The organism is Ignavibacteriota bacterium, from assembly GCA_016218045.1.
Classification (GTDB): domain Bacteria; phylum Bacteroidota; class Ignavibacteria; order SZUA-365; family SZUA-365; genus JACRFB01.
On the sequence record JACRFB010000012.1, the window covers coordinates 130363 to 148839 of the forward strand.

Below are 18477 nucleotides of genomic sequence, written 5' to 3' on the forward strand. Positions count from 1 at the left end.
GAGCGAAGCAATGACCGGCAATGAACCGAAAGCAAAATCAGGCGCATCCATCCTGGTTGTGGACGACGAGAAACTGTTTCGCGATGTCCTTACTGCGAAGCTTATCGAAAACGGCTACGTGTGCGACAACGCGATCAACGGAATCGAGGCGATAAACAAGATCCAGCGCCAGCAATACGACGTGATCCTCCTCGACATCAAGATGCCGCGCGTGAACGGCATCGAGGTGCTCAAACACATCAGCGAGAACACGCTGAGTTCGGAGGTGATCATGCTCACCACCTTCACCGACGTGCGCACCGCGGTCGAGACCGTCAAACTCGGCGCGTACGACTACGTGACGAAGCCGTACAATCTCACGGAACTGCTGCAGACGATCGAGCGCGCACTCGACCATCGCAAGCTGAAGCTCGAAAACGTGCTGCTCAAATCGGAACTCGAGCGCCGGCATCAGGCGAAAAACGTGATCGGCACGAGTTCCGCGTTCCAGCAGGTGCTCGACACCGTGTACAAGGTGGCGCCGACCGACAGCAACGTGCTCATCACGGGTCCGAGCGGCTCGGGCAAGGAGGTGGTCGCGAACCTGCTGTACAAGATGAGCAGCAGGAAGGACAAACCCTTCGTGGCGCTCGATTGCGCGTCCATTCCCGAGAACCTGCTCGAGAGCGAGCTGTTCGGGCACGAGCGCGGCGCATTCACCGACGCGATGGTGCTGAAACACGGCATGGTGGAAGTGGCGAACAACGGCACCATGTTCCTCGACGAAATCGGGGAGATCAGTCTGTCGATACAGCCCAAGCTGCTGCGCTTCCTGCAGACGGGTGAGTTCCGCCGCATCGGCGGCACGCAGGCCATGAAGGCCAACGTGCGTGTGATCGCCGCGACGAACAAGAATCTGAAAGAAATGGTGAAGCTCGGCACGTTCCGCGAGGACCTGCTGTTCCGCCTCAACGTGATCGCGCTCAACCTTCCGCCGCTGGCGGACCGCAAGGAAGACGTGCCGGATCTGGTCGAGCATTTCCTGCAGGCCAAGTCGCGCGGGAAGGAAACGAAGCAGTTCAGTCCGGCCGCGATGCAGAAACTCGTCAACTACTACTGGCCGGGCAACGTGCGCGAACTCGAAAACGTGGTGGAGCGCGCGATCATCCTGACCAGCGGCGACGTGATCGAACCGGCTGACATCATGCTCGATTACGCGAACGGCAACGAAACCATGGGCGCCCCTTCGAGCGAAGTGGCGAAGATGTCGCTGAGCGACATGGAATCGATACACATCGAGCGCGTGCTGAAGGAGCAGAACTACAACAAGCGCGCAGCGGCCGACATACTCGGCATCAGTCTGCGCACCCTGTACACGAAGATCTACGATTATCAGATACACATTCCGTCCGGCCGCGGCGGGGGAAGCAACGCTCATTCCTGATCCCGACTCCGGCGACGATCACCTGCGCGCGGACGCGACAGCCGTCGCTCCGCGCGCGGCACACACGACAGCGACAATCATGCCTGACTGGAAACGCCTTCTCGTCACATCCGCCCTGCCGTACGCAAACGGCGCGGTGCATCTCGGCCATCTTGCGGGCGCCTATCTGCCCGCCGACATCTACGTGCGGTATCACCGCCTGCGCGGCACGGATGTCGTCTACATCTGCGGCTCCGACGAGCACGGCGTCAGCATCCTGATCTCCGCGACGCGGGAGGGGAGCACGCCGCAGACGATCATCGACCGCTATCACGACATCAACCGCAGCGCCTTCGCGCGCGCGGGCATCAGTTTCGACAACTACTCGCGCACGTCGCTGCCGCTGCATCACGAGACGGCGCGCGAGTGGTTCCTCGATTTTCATTCGCGCGGACTTCTGCGCAGCGCCGTCGAGCAGCAGCTCTTCGACGAGCACGCGGGCATGTTCCTGCCCGACCGCTTTGTGACCGGCACCTGCCCGCACTGCGGCTACGACCGCGCGTACGGCGACCAGTGCGAAAACTGCAGCAAGTACTACGCGCAGACCGAGCTGCTCAATCCGAAGAGCCTGCTCTCGGGCGAGACGCCCGTCGTGCGCAACGCGACACACTGGTATTTCCCGCTCGGCGATTATCAGGAGCGGCTCGAGGCCTTTGTCGACGGGCACGAAAACGACTGGAAGGACACCGTGCTGCAGCAGGTGCGGAGCTGGCTGAAGGCCGGGCTGTCCGACCGTCCCATCTCGCGCGATCTTGAGTGGGGCGTAAAAGTGCCGCTCGACAACGCGGCGGGCAAGGTGCTCTACGTCTGGTTCGAAGCCGTGCTCGGGTATATCTCCTCCACGAAGGAGTGGGCGGCGGCACAGGGTGATCCCGAGCGCTGGAAACAGTACTGGTGCGACGAATCGACGCGCTACGTCGCGTTTATCGGCAAGGATAACATCGTCTTTCATTGCCTGATGTTCCCCGCCATGTTGATGGGGAAGGGCGGCTACATCCTTCCCGACAACGTGCCCGCGAACGAATTCCTCAATCTCGAAGGACAGAAGTTTTCGAAGAGCAGAAACTGGTCGATCGAGGTCGATGAATTTCTCGACCGTTTCCCCGCCGATCCGTTGCGGTACACGCTCACGATGAACATGCCCGAGACGCGCGACAGCGATTTCACCTGGCGCGATTTCCAGGCGCGGAACAACAATGAACTCGCCGACATCGTCGGCAATTTCATCAACCGCACGGTCCACTTCGCGCATCGCAATTTCGAGGGACGCGTTCCCGCCGCCATCGAAGCTGACGAAGCCGACCGCGCCTTCCGCGCGGAATTCGGGGCCGCGGCCGAAGCGGTGGGCGCAGCATTCGACCGCTTCAAATTCCGTGACGGTTTGCAGGCGGCGATGAACTTCGCGCGGCTCTGCAACAAGTACTTCAACGACGCCGAACCCTGGAAGCGGGTGAAAGACGATCCCGCGCGCGCGGCCTCCACCATCCGTACCTGTCTCGACGCCGTGTACGCGCTCGGCATTTTGCTCGCGCCGGTGCTGCCGGAAACAGCCGAACGGATCAAACGCCTGCTGCAGCTTCCTCCCGAGGCGCCCTGGTCGTGGGAGGCAATACAGTCCTGCACACTCGCGGAAGGGCAGACCATCGGCGCGCCGGAAATCCTCTTCACCAAAATCGAGGACAGCGCCATCGAGGCCGCAACGGCGCTGCTCGGCGCGGGTCTCGACACCGCCGCGCCTGCGCAGGAAACCGCGCCCGCCTCGGCGCCCGCTCCGGAGTATGCGCCGTTCAAGGACCAGATAGGCATCGACAGTGTCGGTGTGCTCGATCTGCGTGTGGGGCTCGTGCTCGAGGCCGAGCGTGTTCCAAAATCGGACAAGCTGCTCCGATTAAAGGTTGACATCGGCTGCGAGACGCGGCAGATCGTGGCCGGCATCGGCGCGCGGTACGAGGCGGCGGACCTCCCCGGACGCAAGGTGGTCGTCGTGGCGAACCTCGCCCCCGCAAAAATCCGCGGCGTCGAGTCGCAGGGTATGCTGCTCGCCTCATCCATCGGTGGCGAGGCGCCGCTGCTTGTCGCGGCGGACCCGGCGGCCGTACCGGGAAGTGTGGTGAAGTAGGCATGAGCGGCGCGCACACACGCGGCATTCTCGCGACAGGCCTCCCGCTGATTTTGTTCGCCTGTTTCGCCCTGTCGTGCGACCACGGGCTTTCGCCCGACATGGCGCGCGCGTCCGCCTCGGAGACGCCGGGTTTCGAAGGGACCATCACCGTCACCTCGCGCTGGCCCGCGGCCGACAGTCTGATGGACCTGCGCGTCGTGGCCATACGCGTGTTCCCGCCGACAAACATCCTGCAGGAGTACCTCAACGGGACTCTCCTTTTTTCGGATAAACTGGTCCTGAATCAGGACACGCAGACCTACACGTTGCGTATGCCCGGGCTCAGCGGCGTTTTCCAATACGTGGCGGTCGCGCAGCAGTACGCGGCGAATCCGTTTGCCGACTGGCGCGTGGTGGGCGTGTACACCATGACGGGCAATCCGGCCGCGCACGCGCCGGTGGACCTCGGCGCGGGGGCGTTCCGCCGCGGTATCGACATCACCGTCGATTTCGTGAATCTGCCGCCGCAGCCCTTCTGAGTTTGTTGGCTCTGCGCGGCCCTTTTTGTAGCTTGTGTCGTCCGGGAGAATCACCGGCGAGACCCCCACACAGCGTATTCCACGTTTCCTTGAGGATCACATGAAGGCTGTCATCATGGCCGGCGGGTTCGGCACCCGCCTGCGTCCGTTGACCTGCAACATCCCGAAGCCCATGGTGCCGATGCTGAACAGGCCGATGATGCATCACATCGTCGAGCTGTTGAAGCGGCACGGGTTCGACGACATCGTCTCGCTGTTGTTTTATCATCCCGCGGCCATCCGCAACTTCTTCGGCGACGGGCACGATTTCGGCATCACGATGCAGTACATGCAGGCCGAGGCCGATTTCGGCACCGCGGGCAGCGTGCGTAACGCGGCCGAGAAGCTCGGCGACGGGCGCGTGCTCATCATCAGCGGCGACGTGTTGACGGATTTCGACCTCAGCGCGGCGATGCGCTACCACGAGGAGAAGGGCGCCGACGCGACACTGGTCCTCACCCGCGTGCCCAATCCTCTGCAGTTCGGCGTCGTGATCGTCGACGACGAGGGGAACATCACACGTTTCCTCGAGAAGCCGTCCTGGGGTGAAGTGTTCAGCGACACCATCAACACGGGCATCTACATTCTCGAACACCACGTGCTGGATCTGATTCCCTACAAGCAGGATTTCGACTTCAGCAAGAATCTCTTCCCGCTCATGATGCAGGAGGGACTGAAGCTCTGCGGGTATATCGCCGAGGGGTACTGGCGCGACGTCGGCACACTGAACGAGTATCAGGAGGCGTCGATGGATTTCCTCGCGGGCAAGGTCGGTCTCGACAAGCCCGGGATCGCGCAGGGGTCGGCCGTGGTGGGCACCGAGGTGCAGTGGCAGCCCGCGAATGTGATTATCGGCGGAACCGTCGTGTTGGGCGACCGCGCGCGTGTCGCCGACACCGCCCGCCTCACCAACTCGGTGATCGGCAGGGATGTCGACGTGGCCGCGGGCGCGGTGATACAGAACTCCGTGATCTGGGACGGGTGCCGCATCGACGAGAACGTGCATATTTCGGATTCGGTGATCGGATACGAGACGGCCGTATACACGGGCGCAACAATCGCCGAGAACGTCTTCATCAGCGACCGATGCACGATCGGCCGCGAGGCCTATCTGCAGCCGAACATCAAACTCTGGCCCGACAAGGTGGTGGAGGACGGCGCGACGTTGTCGAAGAGTCTGGTGTGGGAAGACAAGTGGCTGAAGGAACTCTTCACCGACGCGCGCATCACCGGCATCACCAACATCGAAATGACTCCCGAGTTCGGGGCCAAGGTCGGCGCGGCGCTCGGTGCGGTGGTGGGGCAGGGACGCCTCGTGCTGTCGAGCCGCGATCCCGACAATGCGAGCCGCATGCTCAAGCGCGCGATCACCTGCGGACTGATGTCGGCCGGCGTCTCGATCGTCGACATGCAGACCTCCTCCATTCCCATGGTGCGGCAGGAGCTGCGCAACGGGCGCTGCGCCGCGGGGTTCCACGTCCGCAAATCCCCCTTCGACAAGCGGTCGATGGACGTGATCTTTTTCGACGGCAGCGGCAAGGATCTCGCGACCGCGCGCACGAAGGCCATCGAGCGGCAGTTCTTCTCGGAGGACTTCACCCGCGCCGACTACTCGTCGATCGGATCCATCTCCTTCCCCGAAAGGACGACGGAGACCTATCGCAGCCGCATCTTTGCAACACTCGACCGGCAGGTCATCAAGAGCCGCGCGTTCAACGCCGTGGTGGACTATTCCTACGGCATCGCCTCCACCGTGTTCCCGAACATTTTGGGCGACATCGGCACACAGGTGGTGAGTCTCAACGCGTACATCGATCCCGACAAACTGACACGCAGCACCGAGGAATTCCAGGCGGCGTGTGAGCACATCTCGGGCATCGTTCGCTCCCTGTCCTACGACACCGGTTTCCTTATCGACGCCGGGGCCGAGAAGATATTTGTCGCCGACGAGGCGGGGCGTTTTCTGCCCGACGACCGTCTGCTCGCCATCGTTGCGAAGCTCGTTCTCGAGGCGGCACGCCGCAGCGGAACACCCGTGAAGAAGTTCGGCTGTCCCGTCACCGGCACGGGCGTGATGGACCTGCTGGCCGCGGAATACGGCGCGGAACTGGTCCGCACGCAGACGACACATCTCGGCATGATGAACGCCGTGATCGACGATCCGGAACTCGCCTTTGTCGGCGGCACGCGCGGCGGATTCATCTTCCCGCAGTTCTCCTTCGCAACCGACGCCATGTACAGCATCGTGAAACTGCTCGAGCTGATGGCGGCAACCGGATGGAAACTTGGCGACGTAAACGCGCAGCTCGAGGTCCTGCATACGGCGCAGAAGGACGTACACTGCGACTGGGACGCGAAGGGCCGCGTCATGCGCTACGCCATGCGCGACAGCGAGCAGCAGCAGCGTGTGCTCATTGACGGAATCAAGATTGTGTTCGACGTGCGCAACTGGGTGCTTCTGCTCCCGAGCAAGGAGACGACGCTGTTCCACATCTACGTTGAGGCCGAGAGTCCCGAGCGCGCGCGCGCGATCGCCGAGGAATATGAATCGAAAGTTGTGCAATGGCGCGATAATGCGTAGATTCGTGAATCATTTGTCGTATTGACGACGAGACCCAATGAAAATCAGCAGCATACTCAACGAAGAACTCATCAGCGTCAAGATTGCGGGCGAGTCGAAGGAAGACGTGATCAACGCGATCATACAGCTCGCGGCGTCGTCTCCCAAGGTGAAGGACCTCGAGAAGGTCCGCCAGGCGATCTTCGAGCGCGAGAAGATCATGTCGACCGGTGTCGGCAAGGGCTTCGCGATTCCGCACGGCAAGACCGACGCTGTGTCCGACATCGTCGCGGCCTTCGGCATCACAGAACAGCCGATCGATTACGAGGCCCTCGATCACGAGCCCGTCCGTCTCCTGTTTCTGCTCATCGGAAAGGACAGCCTGGTCGGCGCGCACATCAAGCTGCTCAGCCGCATCTCGCGGCTTATGAACAAGGAAGAACTGCGCAACCGCCTCTTGCAGGCGGCGAGTTCGAGCGAAGTGCTCGAGATACTGCGCGAAGAGGAGATGAACTACCTCGACGTATAATCCGCAGTGTAGCACGAAACCGCAGGGCATGCTCGCGAGGGCATGCCCTGTTTTGTTCCGCGCAGGCGATTCCCAACTGCATTGTCGAATTTCCACCGCGTTTTGTACCTTGCAAAGATGTTGAAAACCACCTCTGTTTTTCCTCCACACCGGCTCGGACGCGTATGTTCCCCCGCATAGACAAGGGGCCCATCGAATACACGCTTGACGTCTACCGCGCGTTCAATCCGCGCGAGAAGAGGGAGTGTGTGCGTTTCCATTTCCACACGGTCGAGGAATTCAACCATTTCCGCTACGAGATCACCGTCGAGCAGCGTGTTGCGGGCAAACGCATCGAACTCACGCTCAAGGGACTGCGCGCGCGGGGCATGCTGCTGCCGGCTTCGGGGAGCGCGGAGGGCATGGTGGACCTGTTCGACCTGACCGGCCGATACGACGTCGCGCTGATTAAGCCCGGTCCGGTGACCAACGAATGCGTGATTCATGTGACAGACTCAAGCGTCCGTATCGTCACAGCAGTGCCGAAACGCGGCGCATTCATAGAAGTGCACACGCGGTGACACGATGTACCCTGAACTTCTGAAAATCGGCCCGATCACGATCTACAGCTACGGCCTCATGCTGGGGATCGCCTTCCTCGTCGGCAATCTTTTGCTCACCGCGGAATTGCGGCGGCTCGGACGTGATCCAGGTCTGGCAACCACTGTCACCATGCTCGGCCTTATCGGCGGCGTGGCGGGTGCCAAGCTGTTTCACATCCTTGAGAACTGGAGCGAATTCCTCGCGCGGCCGACCGAGACCCTGTTCTCGTCGGGAGGGCTCACGTTTTACGGCGGTTTTCTGCTTGCGACGCTGTTCATCTTTCTCTACTTCCGCTCGCGGAAACTCTCGCTGCTGTCCTTTGCCGATGTAGCCGCGCCCGCGCTTGCCATCGGCTATGGTTTCGGCCGCGTCGGGTGCCAGCTCGCGGGAGACGGCGACTACGGCATCCCCACGGACCTGCCTTGGGCAATGACATATCCCCACGGAACAGTGCCGACATTATCGAGCATCAACACGCAGCTCGCCGACGCCTACGCGCGCATCTTCCCCGGGCAGCCCATTCCCGCCGACATCCCGGTGCATCCGGCGCCCGTGTACGAAATACTGCTGGCGACCGCGTTGTTCCTGTTCCTGTATCTGCGCCGCACAAAGACGCTGGCGCCGGGGAATCAGTTCGGCTGGTTTCTGGTGCTGCATGGCACGGCGCGTTTCCTGGTGGAGTTCATCCGGCTCAACCCGCTGCTTTTTGCCGGCCTCTCGCAGGCGCAGCTCGTGTCGCTGGGCCTCATCATCTGGGGCATCTATCTGCTGATGCGCGGCCGGAATCTCCCCGAACCCGCGCAGCGCAAACGCTGAGCCCTGCGGCCGCCGCGCAGTACGGTAACCTCTCCATCACCTCACGCACCGAACACAGGACACATACTCTTCATGCGCTCCATCCTCCTCGCCCTCCTCGCTGTCATTCTTCTCGCGCTTCCCTTGTCCGCGCAAAAGCGGAAACGGACCGCCACGGCGCCTCCGCGCGCGGCCGTCACCTACCCGATGCCGGCGGTGCGCACCGACTCGATGGCCAACGGAATGCGTGTGCTGCATGCGCGTGTGAACAACGTGCCCGTGGTCGAGGTGAACCTCATGATCGACGCGGGAATCAATCGCGAGGCGGCGGGCGAGGAGGGGCTTGCGCAGTTGACGAGCCGCCTGCTGTTTGCCGGCACGCCCACGCGGCGCCGCGCCGACATCATCAGCCAGTTGTCGACCATCGGCGCGACGATGAGCACCTACACCACGCGTGAATACTCGCAGGTGTATCTGCGCTGTCTCACGCGGCATCTGCCGCGCGCCCTCGACGTGATGGCCGACATCGTGATGAACGCCGGCTTCCCGGCGGGCGAGGTGAACCGCGAATCGCAGCGGCTGCAGCAGGCGATGGCGGGTTGGGACCCCAACGCCGGTGAGCGCGCGTCCCTGGAACTCTTCTCGGCGCTCTACGGACCGCGGCATGCGCTCGCACGCCCGCTGCTCGGAGGCCAGAACGCGCTGAGCGGCATCGGTCCGGCCGACGTGCAGCGATATCATCGCACCTGGTACCGGCCCGAGCACGCCACACTTTCGGTGGCCGGCAATGTGGATCCGGGCATACTCGTGACACTCGTCAAGGACCGCTTCGGCGCATGGACGCGCGGCAACAAGGCGGCCGCAGCCGAAGCCGAGAAAATGCCGGTGAATAAAGATCCGGAAATCCGGATCATCGACAACGCGACACAGGCGTTCGCCCAGATACGATGGGGCGTTAAGGCCTGCGGCCGCGCCGACGCGCTCTTTGTGCCCACGCTGGTCATGAACCAGATACTCGGCGGCGGACGCGGATCGCGCCTGCAACGGAAACTCTGGGATGAACATCCCGTGCTTCCATCGTTCTTTTCCACCTACGGCGTGTACGGACGCGGCGGCAGCATCGTCCTGGGCGGATCCGCTCCCGCGGCGCGCATCGACAGTGTGCTGCTGTGGATGGACGAAGCAATTCACGACATGGTGCAGCGTCCTCCAACGGATACGGAACTCGCCGCAGCGAAGAGGGAATTGACACGCAATCTCGAGTTCATGTACGAGACCAACAAGAAAATGCAGGAGCAGCTTCTCGACGTGGTGGTGTACGGCATCTCGCCCGAACTCGTGCGCGGTTTCGGAGACGCGGTGCAGCGTGTGAGCGCGGCCGAGGTACAACGCGCAGCCCGCGAGGCCTTTTCAGGCACGCGCCGCGTCATCGCCATCAACGGCAACGCCGGGTTATTTGTCGAGGCGCTGAAAGCGCGCTACCGCGGTCAGGTCACACTCAGCACGCACGACGGCGTACCGGGATCGCAGGGCGAATAGCCGTGTGACCTTGTGGGAAGCAGGACCAGGCGGGGGCAACTCGGGGCTCGCGGTGCGATTAGAAGTGTGACCATCTGAAAAAGCAAGACCCGGCGGGAGCAGCGCCGGGTCCTGTGTTCAGGAGTATATGGAAAAAATCGGTAGGGACGAGAATCAGATAACCTTCACCGTGTAGTCGTCGGCCATTTCGTCTATCATGATGCGAACGGTGTCAGCGCCATCGGTGTACGTCCAGCGCTCAAAGTCCACAGGACATACGCCGTACACTTTCATTTCGTCTTGAAACACGCGGATCAGCCACGTGAACGACGCGCGCGAAACCAGCAGCGCGTGCGGCTTCATCCGCATGATGTGGCGGAAGGAGGCGAGCTGTTCCTGTACAGTGTTGAGAAGGTCGAAATGTTGCTGCTTGATCACGGGGTACTTCCTTTCTGGTGTTCTGCCCCTTTGTTTGCAAGAGCCGTGCCAGAAGGGAAAATCAGCGTTTCCAGCAAGAATAAAGCATTTTCGACTGCCGTACGCCCGCCCGCGGCTATTTTCTGCATCACTGCGTGCATCCCACTTCACACACGCGAGCACCACATGGGGAATGTTCGCTGTGTGTGCGCAGGTTCATGCGCGGGGAAGACGGATTTCCCGTGGAGCAAAAAAAAAGTCCCGCCGAAGCGGGACCTTTTTTCGGATGTCCTGATTATTTCGACAGCGTCATACGAATCGTCCGCACGGCGTTTCCGGCGCGCAGGACGGCCGTGTACACGCCGCTGGGGTGATCACCCGCATCGAAGGTTACTGCGTGATTGCCGGCCTCCTGAATGCCCTTGTAGAGGGTTTCCACGGGGCGACCCAGCGCGTCGAACACTTCGACCGTCACCTGGCCCGAGACGGGGAGGGTGTAACGGATCAGCGTCGACGGATTGAACGGATTCGGATAGTTCTGATGCAGGACGTATTCGCCCGGCGCGGCGGGAAGCTCCGTCGAGTTTTCGATGTCGAAGGTGACGATGTCTTCGTCGGAGTGGATGCCGTCGGTGCCGATGATTTTTAGCTTGTAGCCGCGGCCCTTCGGCGCGCGGATGATCGATTCGGTGAGCTGCGATTCGAAGGCGATAAGCTTCCACGTCAGGCCGCCGTCGGTGCTGAAGTACACCGTGTACCAGAATTCGGTGTCGCCGTCGGGATCGGTCGCGCCCCAGCGGGCGATGAAGGATCCGCCCTCGGGCACCTTGTCGCTGTTTTTCGGATACGTGAAGGAAACAACCGGGGGATTCGCCGAGACGTTGCGCTCGATCACCACCTGATTGTCCTTTGTCACCACCACCTTGCGGACCTGATCGTTGAAAGGCATCACAAACGCGAAGTACTCCTTCTCGAAGAACGGCTGGTCGGCCGCTTCATCGAGGCCGAGAGCCGTGAAGGTCGGACGGTAGTAGTAACGCGCGAGTTCGGTTCCGTTGCCGTCGAGGGTCTTGAAGATGTGTGTCGCCCAGGCCGAATCGACCATGTTCGACGCGGTCGCGTTGTCGAGTGTCATCCACGGGCCGAACGTGAAGGCCTTGGTGGTGGAATCGACGCTGCCCTCGATGAACACGCCCTTCGCCACAGTGGGCTTGCTGAACGAGCCACCATTGCCGCGGAAGGTGTGGAAGGTGTTCTGCAGTTTCGCATGGTCGACGTCGCAGATCCAGATGTTGAATTTGTTCGATTCGCCCGGGATCTTCGTGTTGCCCATGAAGCAGTAGGCCTTCTGGAGATACCCCACCTTGTTCTTGAGTCCGTAGTGGATGATGCGGAGCGAGAACGGATCGACGGCCTCGTACACTTCCTTGCCGACAAAGTAGTTGTAATACTCTTCCTGCGTGTCGGGGTCGGTGCTGCCGAAATCATGCCTGCGCAGGCCGAAGGAGTGTCCGAGCGAGTGGGCGAGATACTTGTAACTCTGCGCGCTCACCAGCATGAGGTCGTAAATGCCCGACCAGCTCAGCGTCTGCGACAGACGATGCGGGAAGTCGATGGGATGCAGGCGCGTGCCGAACCAGTCGCGATCCACCGCGAAGACGTAGCGGTCGTACGCGGGCTGTGACATGCGGAGCTGCTTGTAGGACTTCATCAGGTAATACTGCCAGGTCTCCGCGCGGAGCGTGTCGGGATTGAGCCAACTGTAATCCGCAACCGTGCTGTCGGTCGTGAATGAAATCTGGCCCGCGTTCATCGGCCAGGACGATTCGATGAACGACTTTGTCGTATCGGTCGTGCGGCGCATGAACTCGAGTCGGTTTCTGGAGAAGCCGTCGATGGCCTGCACAAAGACGTTGGCCCCCGAGGTGCCCTCGTTGCCCCACTTTGTTGCCGCGACGGTGAATGGGACGGATATATCGTTGTTGGTCTCTATCGGCTCGACGACGCGACCTTTCGGATTCTGCGCATCGGTGGGATCGACAGTCACAACCACCTGATAACTGCCGACGCCGAGTCCGGTTTCATTGATCGGGAAGTACAGCGTGGGGGATTCGCCCTTCGGGAGATTGATTTCCGTGAGCGGATTCTCGAGCTGGTACTCGAGGCCGAGACTCTTGTTGTCGAACACGTAGAAGGTGTCGTACACGTGATTGTTGACGGTCACATGCACCTTGAACTTGGTGGTGACCGGCTCCTCGGTGTAGAGCATGGCCTTCACCATGAAGGGTTTGTTGGCGGTCAGCGATGTTTCACCTGTGATCGCCTGCTGCACGTAGGCCTCCTGCACCTGCAGGTCGGAACCGGAGGGTTCGCTCACCATCAGGATGTAGGCCATCTGAATGCACTGGATGCTGGTGAAGTACACTTCGGCCGAGATTGCCGTGCGGTACTCGACCGGGATTTTCACCGACAGGGTGCACATGCCGTTGGCGTCCATCGTCAGCGTGCCTTTCTGCACTTCCTTGCCGAGCACACGCACGAGGTAGTCGACCGTTGCGCCCGCGGAATCCTGCTCGGTGATCACGTTCCAGAAATGGCCCGTGAAGACCACCTCATCCTCGCCGTCGGCGATGATGTTTTTCTTGCTCGGGGAGATGTCGAACCAATACGACGTGGCCGGATACTTCGCGCGAAGGAAGGGATCGAAACGCGCTGCGCGGCCGAGCCGTTCGGACGAGGTCGGTCCCGTGCAGTTGCCCCAGTAGTTTTTCGTGACGTCGATCGTGTCGGTCTTGACGGTCGACAGGATCAGCGAGAGCTGTTCCTCGCGCTGGAATTCGTTGAAATTGATGCGCACCTTTTTCACGTCGGCGGAATCGAAGCCGCCCGCGATCGACGAGAGTGTCAGCGTGGTGCCGTATTCCATCGTGTTGAATTCGACCACGGACTGGTTGCTGATGTTCAGGCTCGAGTTGCTTGTGCCGCCCTTGAATGTCGAGTTGCGGCACGAGGTGGGCTCGTTGATCGGACGCAGGTTCAACTGTCCGTTGCTGCGGAACATGCTGTTCGTCACGTCGGTCGCCGTCAGCACGCCGTCGTACTCGATGGTCATGCGGTCGGCGCGGATGGCGCCGATCATCTGGCACTCGTCGCGCACGGTGGTGAGCGATACATCCATCATGTTGTGGTCGTGCACAAAATACGAGAAGTCGTTCCGGCCCTGATCCGTGTTATAGGTGAGCTGGCAGTTGGTGATGACGCTCGGGTATTTGGAATACATGAAAATGTCGGACCCGACAAAGGTCATGCCGTGCAGCGGACCCGCCTGGCCCCAGCAATGCGTGTTGATGTCCTTGATGCGGCCGCCCGAGGAGGTCATCTTGCCCGGAGGAAAGGACGGGCTTTCGGTGTCGTAGATTTTAATGCCCGATACTTTGCCCGACATCGCAACGCTATAGGTCAGATCGCAGCCGGAGGCGAAATGCAGATGTCCGCCGGGTACCGACACTTCCGGATTCACGGGACCGCCGGGGAAGATGAAGACGCTGTCGATGAGGACGGTGTTGATCGAGATTGTGTCACGCCGCGTCAGAATGCCGCGGATTTCACCGCCGATGATGAAGCCGAGTCCGACCTGGCCCTGAAGGAATCCGCCCGTTGTACGGTGGGCGCGGAATTCATACTGGTAGGCGACGCCTTTGCTCAGGCCGTAATCGGTGACGATGCCGCCGTTGGGTCCGCCGTTGGTGATCTCGCCGAGCTTGCGCGCTCCGCGGAAGAACTCCACCTTGGAGTAGTTCTGATCCGTCAGTTTTCCCATATACAGATCGGCTGACGACTGTCCGGTGTAGATGATAACGCCGAACTGAGCTGACGCGCTCCCGCCCGCAAGCAGCAGGAAGGCCAGCAGGAGAATGGTTGTACCCTTGGTCATGGAAACCTCAGCTATGGATGAAATACCGGAATTTGCAGTGTGAAAGTGAGGCAGCGTGTCGCGTGCAGGGGAGGGAAAAGAAGGCGGATCGACAAGCGAATGTGGCATCTTCGACGCATGAACACACTTCTTTTCAAACTAGCGGAATGGGCACGAAAAAACAAGGAAGAACGACGCGCCCCGGCCTGTGTACGGGGAGCTTGGAAGGCTGCGGATGCGCACTGTATTTTGTCACCATGAAGGACAAACCATGATCGATAAACCTGACATTGTGCTGGGCCGGCCGCGTTCACATTTCGAGGTGACGGACTCGACCAACGCCGTCGCGAAAAAACTCGCGGCCGAAGGCGCGCCCGAGGGCAGCGTCGTCACCGCCGCGTTTCAAACCGCGGGCCGCGGACGGTACGAACGCGAGTGGCTGTCGGCGCCCGGAAGCAGCGCGCTGGTTTCGTACATTCTGCGCCCGCGACGCGATCCGGAGGAATGGTCCGGGCTCTCGCTCCTCGCGGGGGTCGCCGTCGCCGACGCGATACGTGCATGCGCGGATCTGGAGACGAAGCTGAAATGGCCGAACGACGTCCTGCTCCAAGGATGCAAGGTGGCCGGCATACTGCTCGAATCGGGCGGTCACGGCACGGATCCGTTTGTCATTGTCGGCATCGGCGTCAATCTCACGCAGCACGAGTTTCACGGCGACTACGCCGTGCCCCCCGTCTCGCTGCGCGGCGCGGGCGCGCGCAGCGACGATGTTGAGATATTTCTCTCGTATTTGTCCGAAAAAATGACCGACTGGTACCACGTGTGGGACGAGAGGGGCGCGGGGCCCGTGCTCGAGGCCTGGCGCGCGCGCAGCGACATGATCGGGAGCATGGTGACGGTGCGTGAACGCGCGGATCTCGGCGCCGTGCGCGCGGTGGACCTCGCCGCCGACGGCGCCCTGCTGGTCGAATGTCCGGACGGCGCCATCCTGGCCATACACGCGGGTGATGTGCTCGCGATTCCCGCGGACGGTAGTACGGCCTTCGGGGAGGGGGCACGCGGATGAATGCGGGCGCCGTCTACCTCGACAACGCGGCAACGACACCCGTCGATCCCGACGTCGTTGATGCGATGCTGCCATATCTGCGCGAACATTTCGGCAACGCCTCCTCGGTGCACGTCTTCGGGCGGCGGGCAAAGGACGCGTTGGAGGAGGCGCGCACTCATGTCGCATCCCTGCTCGAAGCGGATCCTGCCGAAATCGTCTTTACATCCGGCGGCACGGAGGCCGATACCTTCGCGATGTCGCTCCTTGCGCACGCGTCCGACCGACGGGGCATCCGGCGCATCGTGACGAGTGCGGCCGAGCACCACGCGGTGCTTGCAATGCTCGAACGACTGGAGCATGAGGGTTTCGCCATTGTCCACGCCCCTGTCACACCAAGCGGCGCGGCGCGTCCCGACGACGTGATGGCCCGACTCGACGAAGGAGCGGGAGGTGTGGCGCTGCTGCACGTGAACAACGAAACGGGCGGCATCACCGATGTCGGAACCATCGCCGCGGCGGCGCGCGCGCGCGATATTTTCATGCATGTTGACGCCGTGCAGTCCGCCGGCAAACTCCCGCTCTCGAGCGTCGAAATTCCCTTCGACACGGCGGCGATGTCGGCGCACAAGATTCACGGACCGAAGGGCATCGGCGCGCTCTTCATCCGCAAAGGCACCGAGGTCGAACCGCTGTTCCCGGGCGGTTCGCAGGAGCGCGGCAGGCGCGGCGGCACCGAGAACGTCGCGCTCGCGGTCGGGTTCGGCGCGGCGGCCGCGAAGGCCCTGCGGGAGAGGGAGGCGCGACACGCGCGGTGGGAGACGCTTCGGGCGGATTTCCTCGCGCGTTTGCGCGCGGTGTTCCCGCATGTCGTATTGAATGGCGGCGGAACCGTATCGATGCCCAACATCGTGAGTCTGTCTTTTCCCGCTCAACACTACCCGGTGGACGGCGAGTTGCTGGTTGTAACGATGGACCTCGAAGGTGTCGCGGTGTCGAGCGGCAGCGCCTGCACATCCGGCAGCGTCACCGCGTCACACGTGATGCGCGCGATAGGACACGACGACGCGACGGGAGCCGCAACAGTGCGTGTATCCTTTGGTGCGACGACGGACTCAGCGGACGTCGAACGCGGCGCCGACGCCTTGATCCGGGTGGTGCACCGGCTCACTCAGGCGGTGAGCGCGCGCGACGCTTCCCGCAGCGCTATGCCGTAGCGCAGGCCGCGCTCGCTCACCGTCAGCGATTCCACGCCGCGTTCCCGCATGAAGGTGCGCAGGATCAGTATGCCGGCGACGATGATGTCCGCCCGGCCCGGATCCACGGACAATTCCGTGTGCAACGCGTCCTTCCCCAGCTTCGACATCTGTTCAAACAGCCGTTCGACGGCCGCCAGCGTCAACTGATGGCCCGCCACGGCTTTGCGATCGAATGTGCGAAGTCCGAGTTCGATGGCCGCGAGTGTGGTCACAGTGCCGGCGACGGCCACGATCGCGCTGCGCGCGCCGTCGATGTGCGGGAGTCCCGCGAGCGCCTCGCGCGCGGCGGCCTCGGCCGCATGAAGTTCCTCGTCGCGGGGTGGTGCGCTGTGAAGAAATTTTTCCGTTAGACGCACGGCCCCGACATCCACGCTGCCATGGATCAGGTCTCCGCCTCGGCTGCCGACAGCGAGTTCGGTGCTGCCTCCACCGATGTCGAGCACCGCGCAGGATGCGTGTGTGCCGATGCCCGATACCGCGCCGGTCCACGTCCACAGCGCTTCGGCCTCGCCGCTGAGAAGCTCGATGCCGAATCCTGTGGCCTGCTTCATGGCCGCGATGAATTCGTCGCGGTTCGCCGCGTCACGCAGCGCGCTGGTGCCGGTGGCGACGATGTGATCACAGGCGAGGTAGCGGCACGTTTCGGCGTGCGCGCGCAGAATGGTCTCGCAGCGCCGGAAGGTGTCGGGCTGTATGCGGCGCTCCGCATCCACGCCTTTGCCGAGCCGCGCGATGGCCTGTTCATCGGTCACAACTGTGAGGCCGCCTCGCGCGTCGACATCGGCGACAAGGAGGAGTATGGTGTTTGTGCCGATATCGATGGTGGCGATGCGCATTGTGGGGCCTCAGGTCCGCTGTACGGCGGCGCCGGGTGAAGTGAGCATGTATGAGGCCGCAGCCCACTCGTCCTCGAAGAGGCGTGTGCGCGGAGCGAATCCGAGCTTGTGTGCCGCGGCGTCCACATCGGGAAGATCTTCCTCATAGAAGCCCGAGACCACCAGCATGCCGCCCGGCTCGAGGAGGGAAGCGTACTGCGGGAGCATGGCGATGTTGTCGTTGCGCGTGATGTTGGCCGCGATGAGCTGGAAGCGCCCGTCGGCCGCGTCGAGGGAGCCGTGCCTGATCTCGACGCGTCCGTCCGCCACATCGTTGCGCTCGAGATTCTCGACCGCGTTGTCGCGCGACCATTCGTCGGTGTCCACACCCAGCGCCTGCGCCGCTCCGAGTTTGATCGCGGCGATTGCGAGCACTCCGGTGCCCGTGCCCACATCGAGCACGCGTTCACCTCCGCGGACGCAGCTCTCGAGCAGCCGCACCATCAGCCGTGTCGTGGCATGATAGCCGGTGCCGAACGACATCTTCGGATCGATGATCAGCCGTATGCCGTCTGCAGGTGTGTCGAACGAATGCCATGAGGGCGAAATCACGAAGCGGTCGGAGACGCGGATCGGTGTGATGGTCCGCTCCCACTCCTCGTTCCAGTTGCGCTGCATGACCTCGAGGAACTGGAAATTCGCTTCGGGCACCGTCTCGCGCATACGCGGGAGCAACTCGCCGGCGATGCGCCGCACCCATTCCTTCTCGTCGTAGTAACAGTACCACGCGTCGTCGTCCTCGTGCAGGCCGAGCGGATCGTAGAGGTACAGGAGCGGTTCGATGCGTTCCTTCGACGTGAAGTCCTCGAAGCGGAGTTGTATGTACGCGCGTTGTGTGGTCAT

General features: G+C 62.1%; 14 protein-coding genes. 10 read left to right on the forward strand and 4 right to left on the reverse strand.

What is annotated here, in order from left to right:
• Positions 1-10 precede the first annotated feature (10 nt).
• From HY962_03885 to HY962_03920, 8 genes are all read left to right on the forward strand, one after another.
• Entirely contained in the window at positions 11-1423 is a 1413-nt protein-coding gene (locus HY962_03885) for a sigma-54-dependent Fis family transcriptional regulator (GenBank protein ID MBI5646048.1), read from the forward strand.
• 79 nt (positions 1424-1502) lie between these two features.
• Complete coding sequence (gene metG / locus HY962_03890; GenBank protein MBI5646049.1) at positions 1503-3581, forward strand: methionine--tRNA ligase; 2079 nt, start codon at positions 1503-1505, stop codon at positions 3579-3581.
• A 2-nt stretch (positions 3582-3583) separates the two neighbouring features.
• On the forward strand, positions 3584-4102 hold the full coding sequence (locus HY962_03895) for a hypothetical protein (GenBank protein MBI5646050.1): 519 nt from the start codon (positions 3584-3586) through the stop codon (positions 4100-4102).
• Between the two features lie 100 nt (positions 4103-4202).
• Positions 4203-6722: an NTP transferase domain-containing protein gene (locus HY962_03900; protein ID MBI5646051.1), complete on the forward strand. Its 2520-nt coding sequence runs from the start codon at positions 4203-4205 to the stop codon at positions 6720-6722.
• Positions 6723-6759: 37 nt separating this feature from the next.
• Positions 6760-7230 carry a PTS sugar transporter subunit IIA gene (locus tag HY962_03905; GenBank protein MBI5646052.1) on the forward strand — a complete coding sequence of 157 codons (471 nt, stop codon included), beginning with the start codon at positions 6760-6762 and terminating at the stop codon, positions 7228-7230.
• Between the two features lie 164 nt (positions 7231-7394).
• Positions 7395-7790, forward strand: a complete 396-nt coding sequence (locus HY962_03910; protein ID MBI5646053.1) for a hypothetical protein — start codon at positions 7395-7397, stop codon at positions 7788-7790.
• A 4-nt stretch (positions 7791-7794) separates the two neighbouring features.
• Positions 7795-8628: a prolipoprotein diacylglyceryl transferase gene (locus HY962_03915; GenBank protein MBI5646054.1), complete on the forward strand. Its 834-nt coding sequence runs from the start codon at positions 7795-7797 to the stop codon at positions 8626-8628.
• Between the two features lie 72 nt (positions 8629-8700).
• On the forward strand, positions 8701-10146 hold the full coding sequence (locus tag HY962_03920) for an insulinase family protein (GenBank protein ID MBI5646055.1): 1446 nt from the start codon (positions 8701-8703) through the stop codon (positions 10144-10146).
• Positions 10147-10299: 153 nt separating this feature from the next.
• Here HY962_03920 and HY962_03925 read toward each other — a convergent pair whose 3' ends face one another.
• A complete protein-coding gene (locus HY962_03925; protein ID MBI5646056.1) occupies positions 10300-10563 on the reverse strand; it encodes a hypothetical protein in 264 nt (87 codons plus the stop codon).
• 274 nt (positions 10564-10837) lie between these two features.
• Complete coding sequence (locus HY962_03930; protein ID MBI5646057.1) at positions 10838-14476, reverse strand: T9SS type A sorting domain-containing protein; 3639 nt, start codon at positions 14474-14476, stop codon at positions 10838-10840.
• Positions 14477-14726: 250 nt separating this feature from the next.
• Here HY962_03930 and HY962_03935 point away from each other — a divergent pair, with 250 nt between their 5' ends.
• Positions 14727-15521 (forward strand): biotin--[acetyl-CoA-carboxylase] ligase, encoded by a 795-nt coding sequence (locus HY962_03935; GenBank protein ID MBI5646058.1) that lies wholly within the window; start codon positions 14727-14729, stop codon positions 15519-15521.
• Positions 15518-16717, forward strand: coding sequence for a cysteine desulfurase (locus HY962_03940; GenBank protein MBI5646059.1), 1200 nt, complete (start codon positions 15518-15520; stop codon positions 16715-16717). Before HY962_03935 ends, HY962_03940 begins: the two co-directional genes overlap by 4 nt.
• Here HY962_03940 and HY962_03945 read toward each other — a convergent pair.
• Both HY962_03945 and prmA read right to left on the reverse strand, forming a co-directional pair.
• Positions 16672-17595 carry a Ppx/GppA family phosphatase gene (locus HY962_03945; GenBank protein MBI5646060.1) on the reverse strand — a complete coding sequence of 308 codons (924 nt, stop codon included), beginning with the start codon at positions 17593-17595 and terminating at the stop codon, positions 16672-16674. The genes HY962_03940 and HY962_03945 overlap by 46 nt on opposite strands.
• A 9-nt stretch (positions 17596-17604) precedes the next feature.
• A complete protein-coding gene (gene prmA, locus HY962_03950) occupies positions 17605-18477 on the reverse strand; it encodes a 50S ribosomal protein L11 methyltransferase (GenBank protein ID MBI5646061.1) in 873 nt (290 codons plus the stop codon).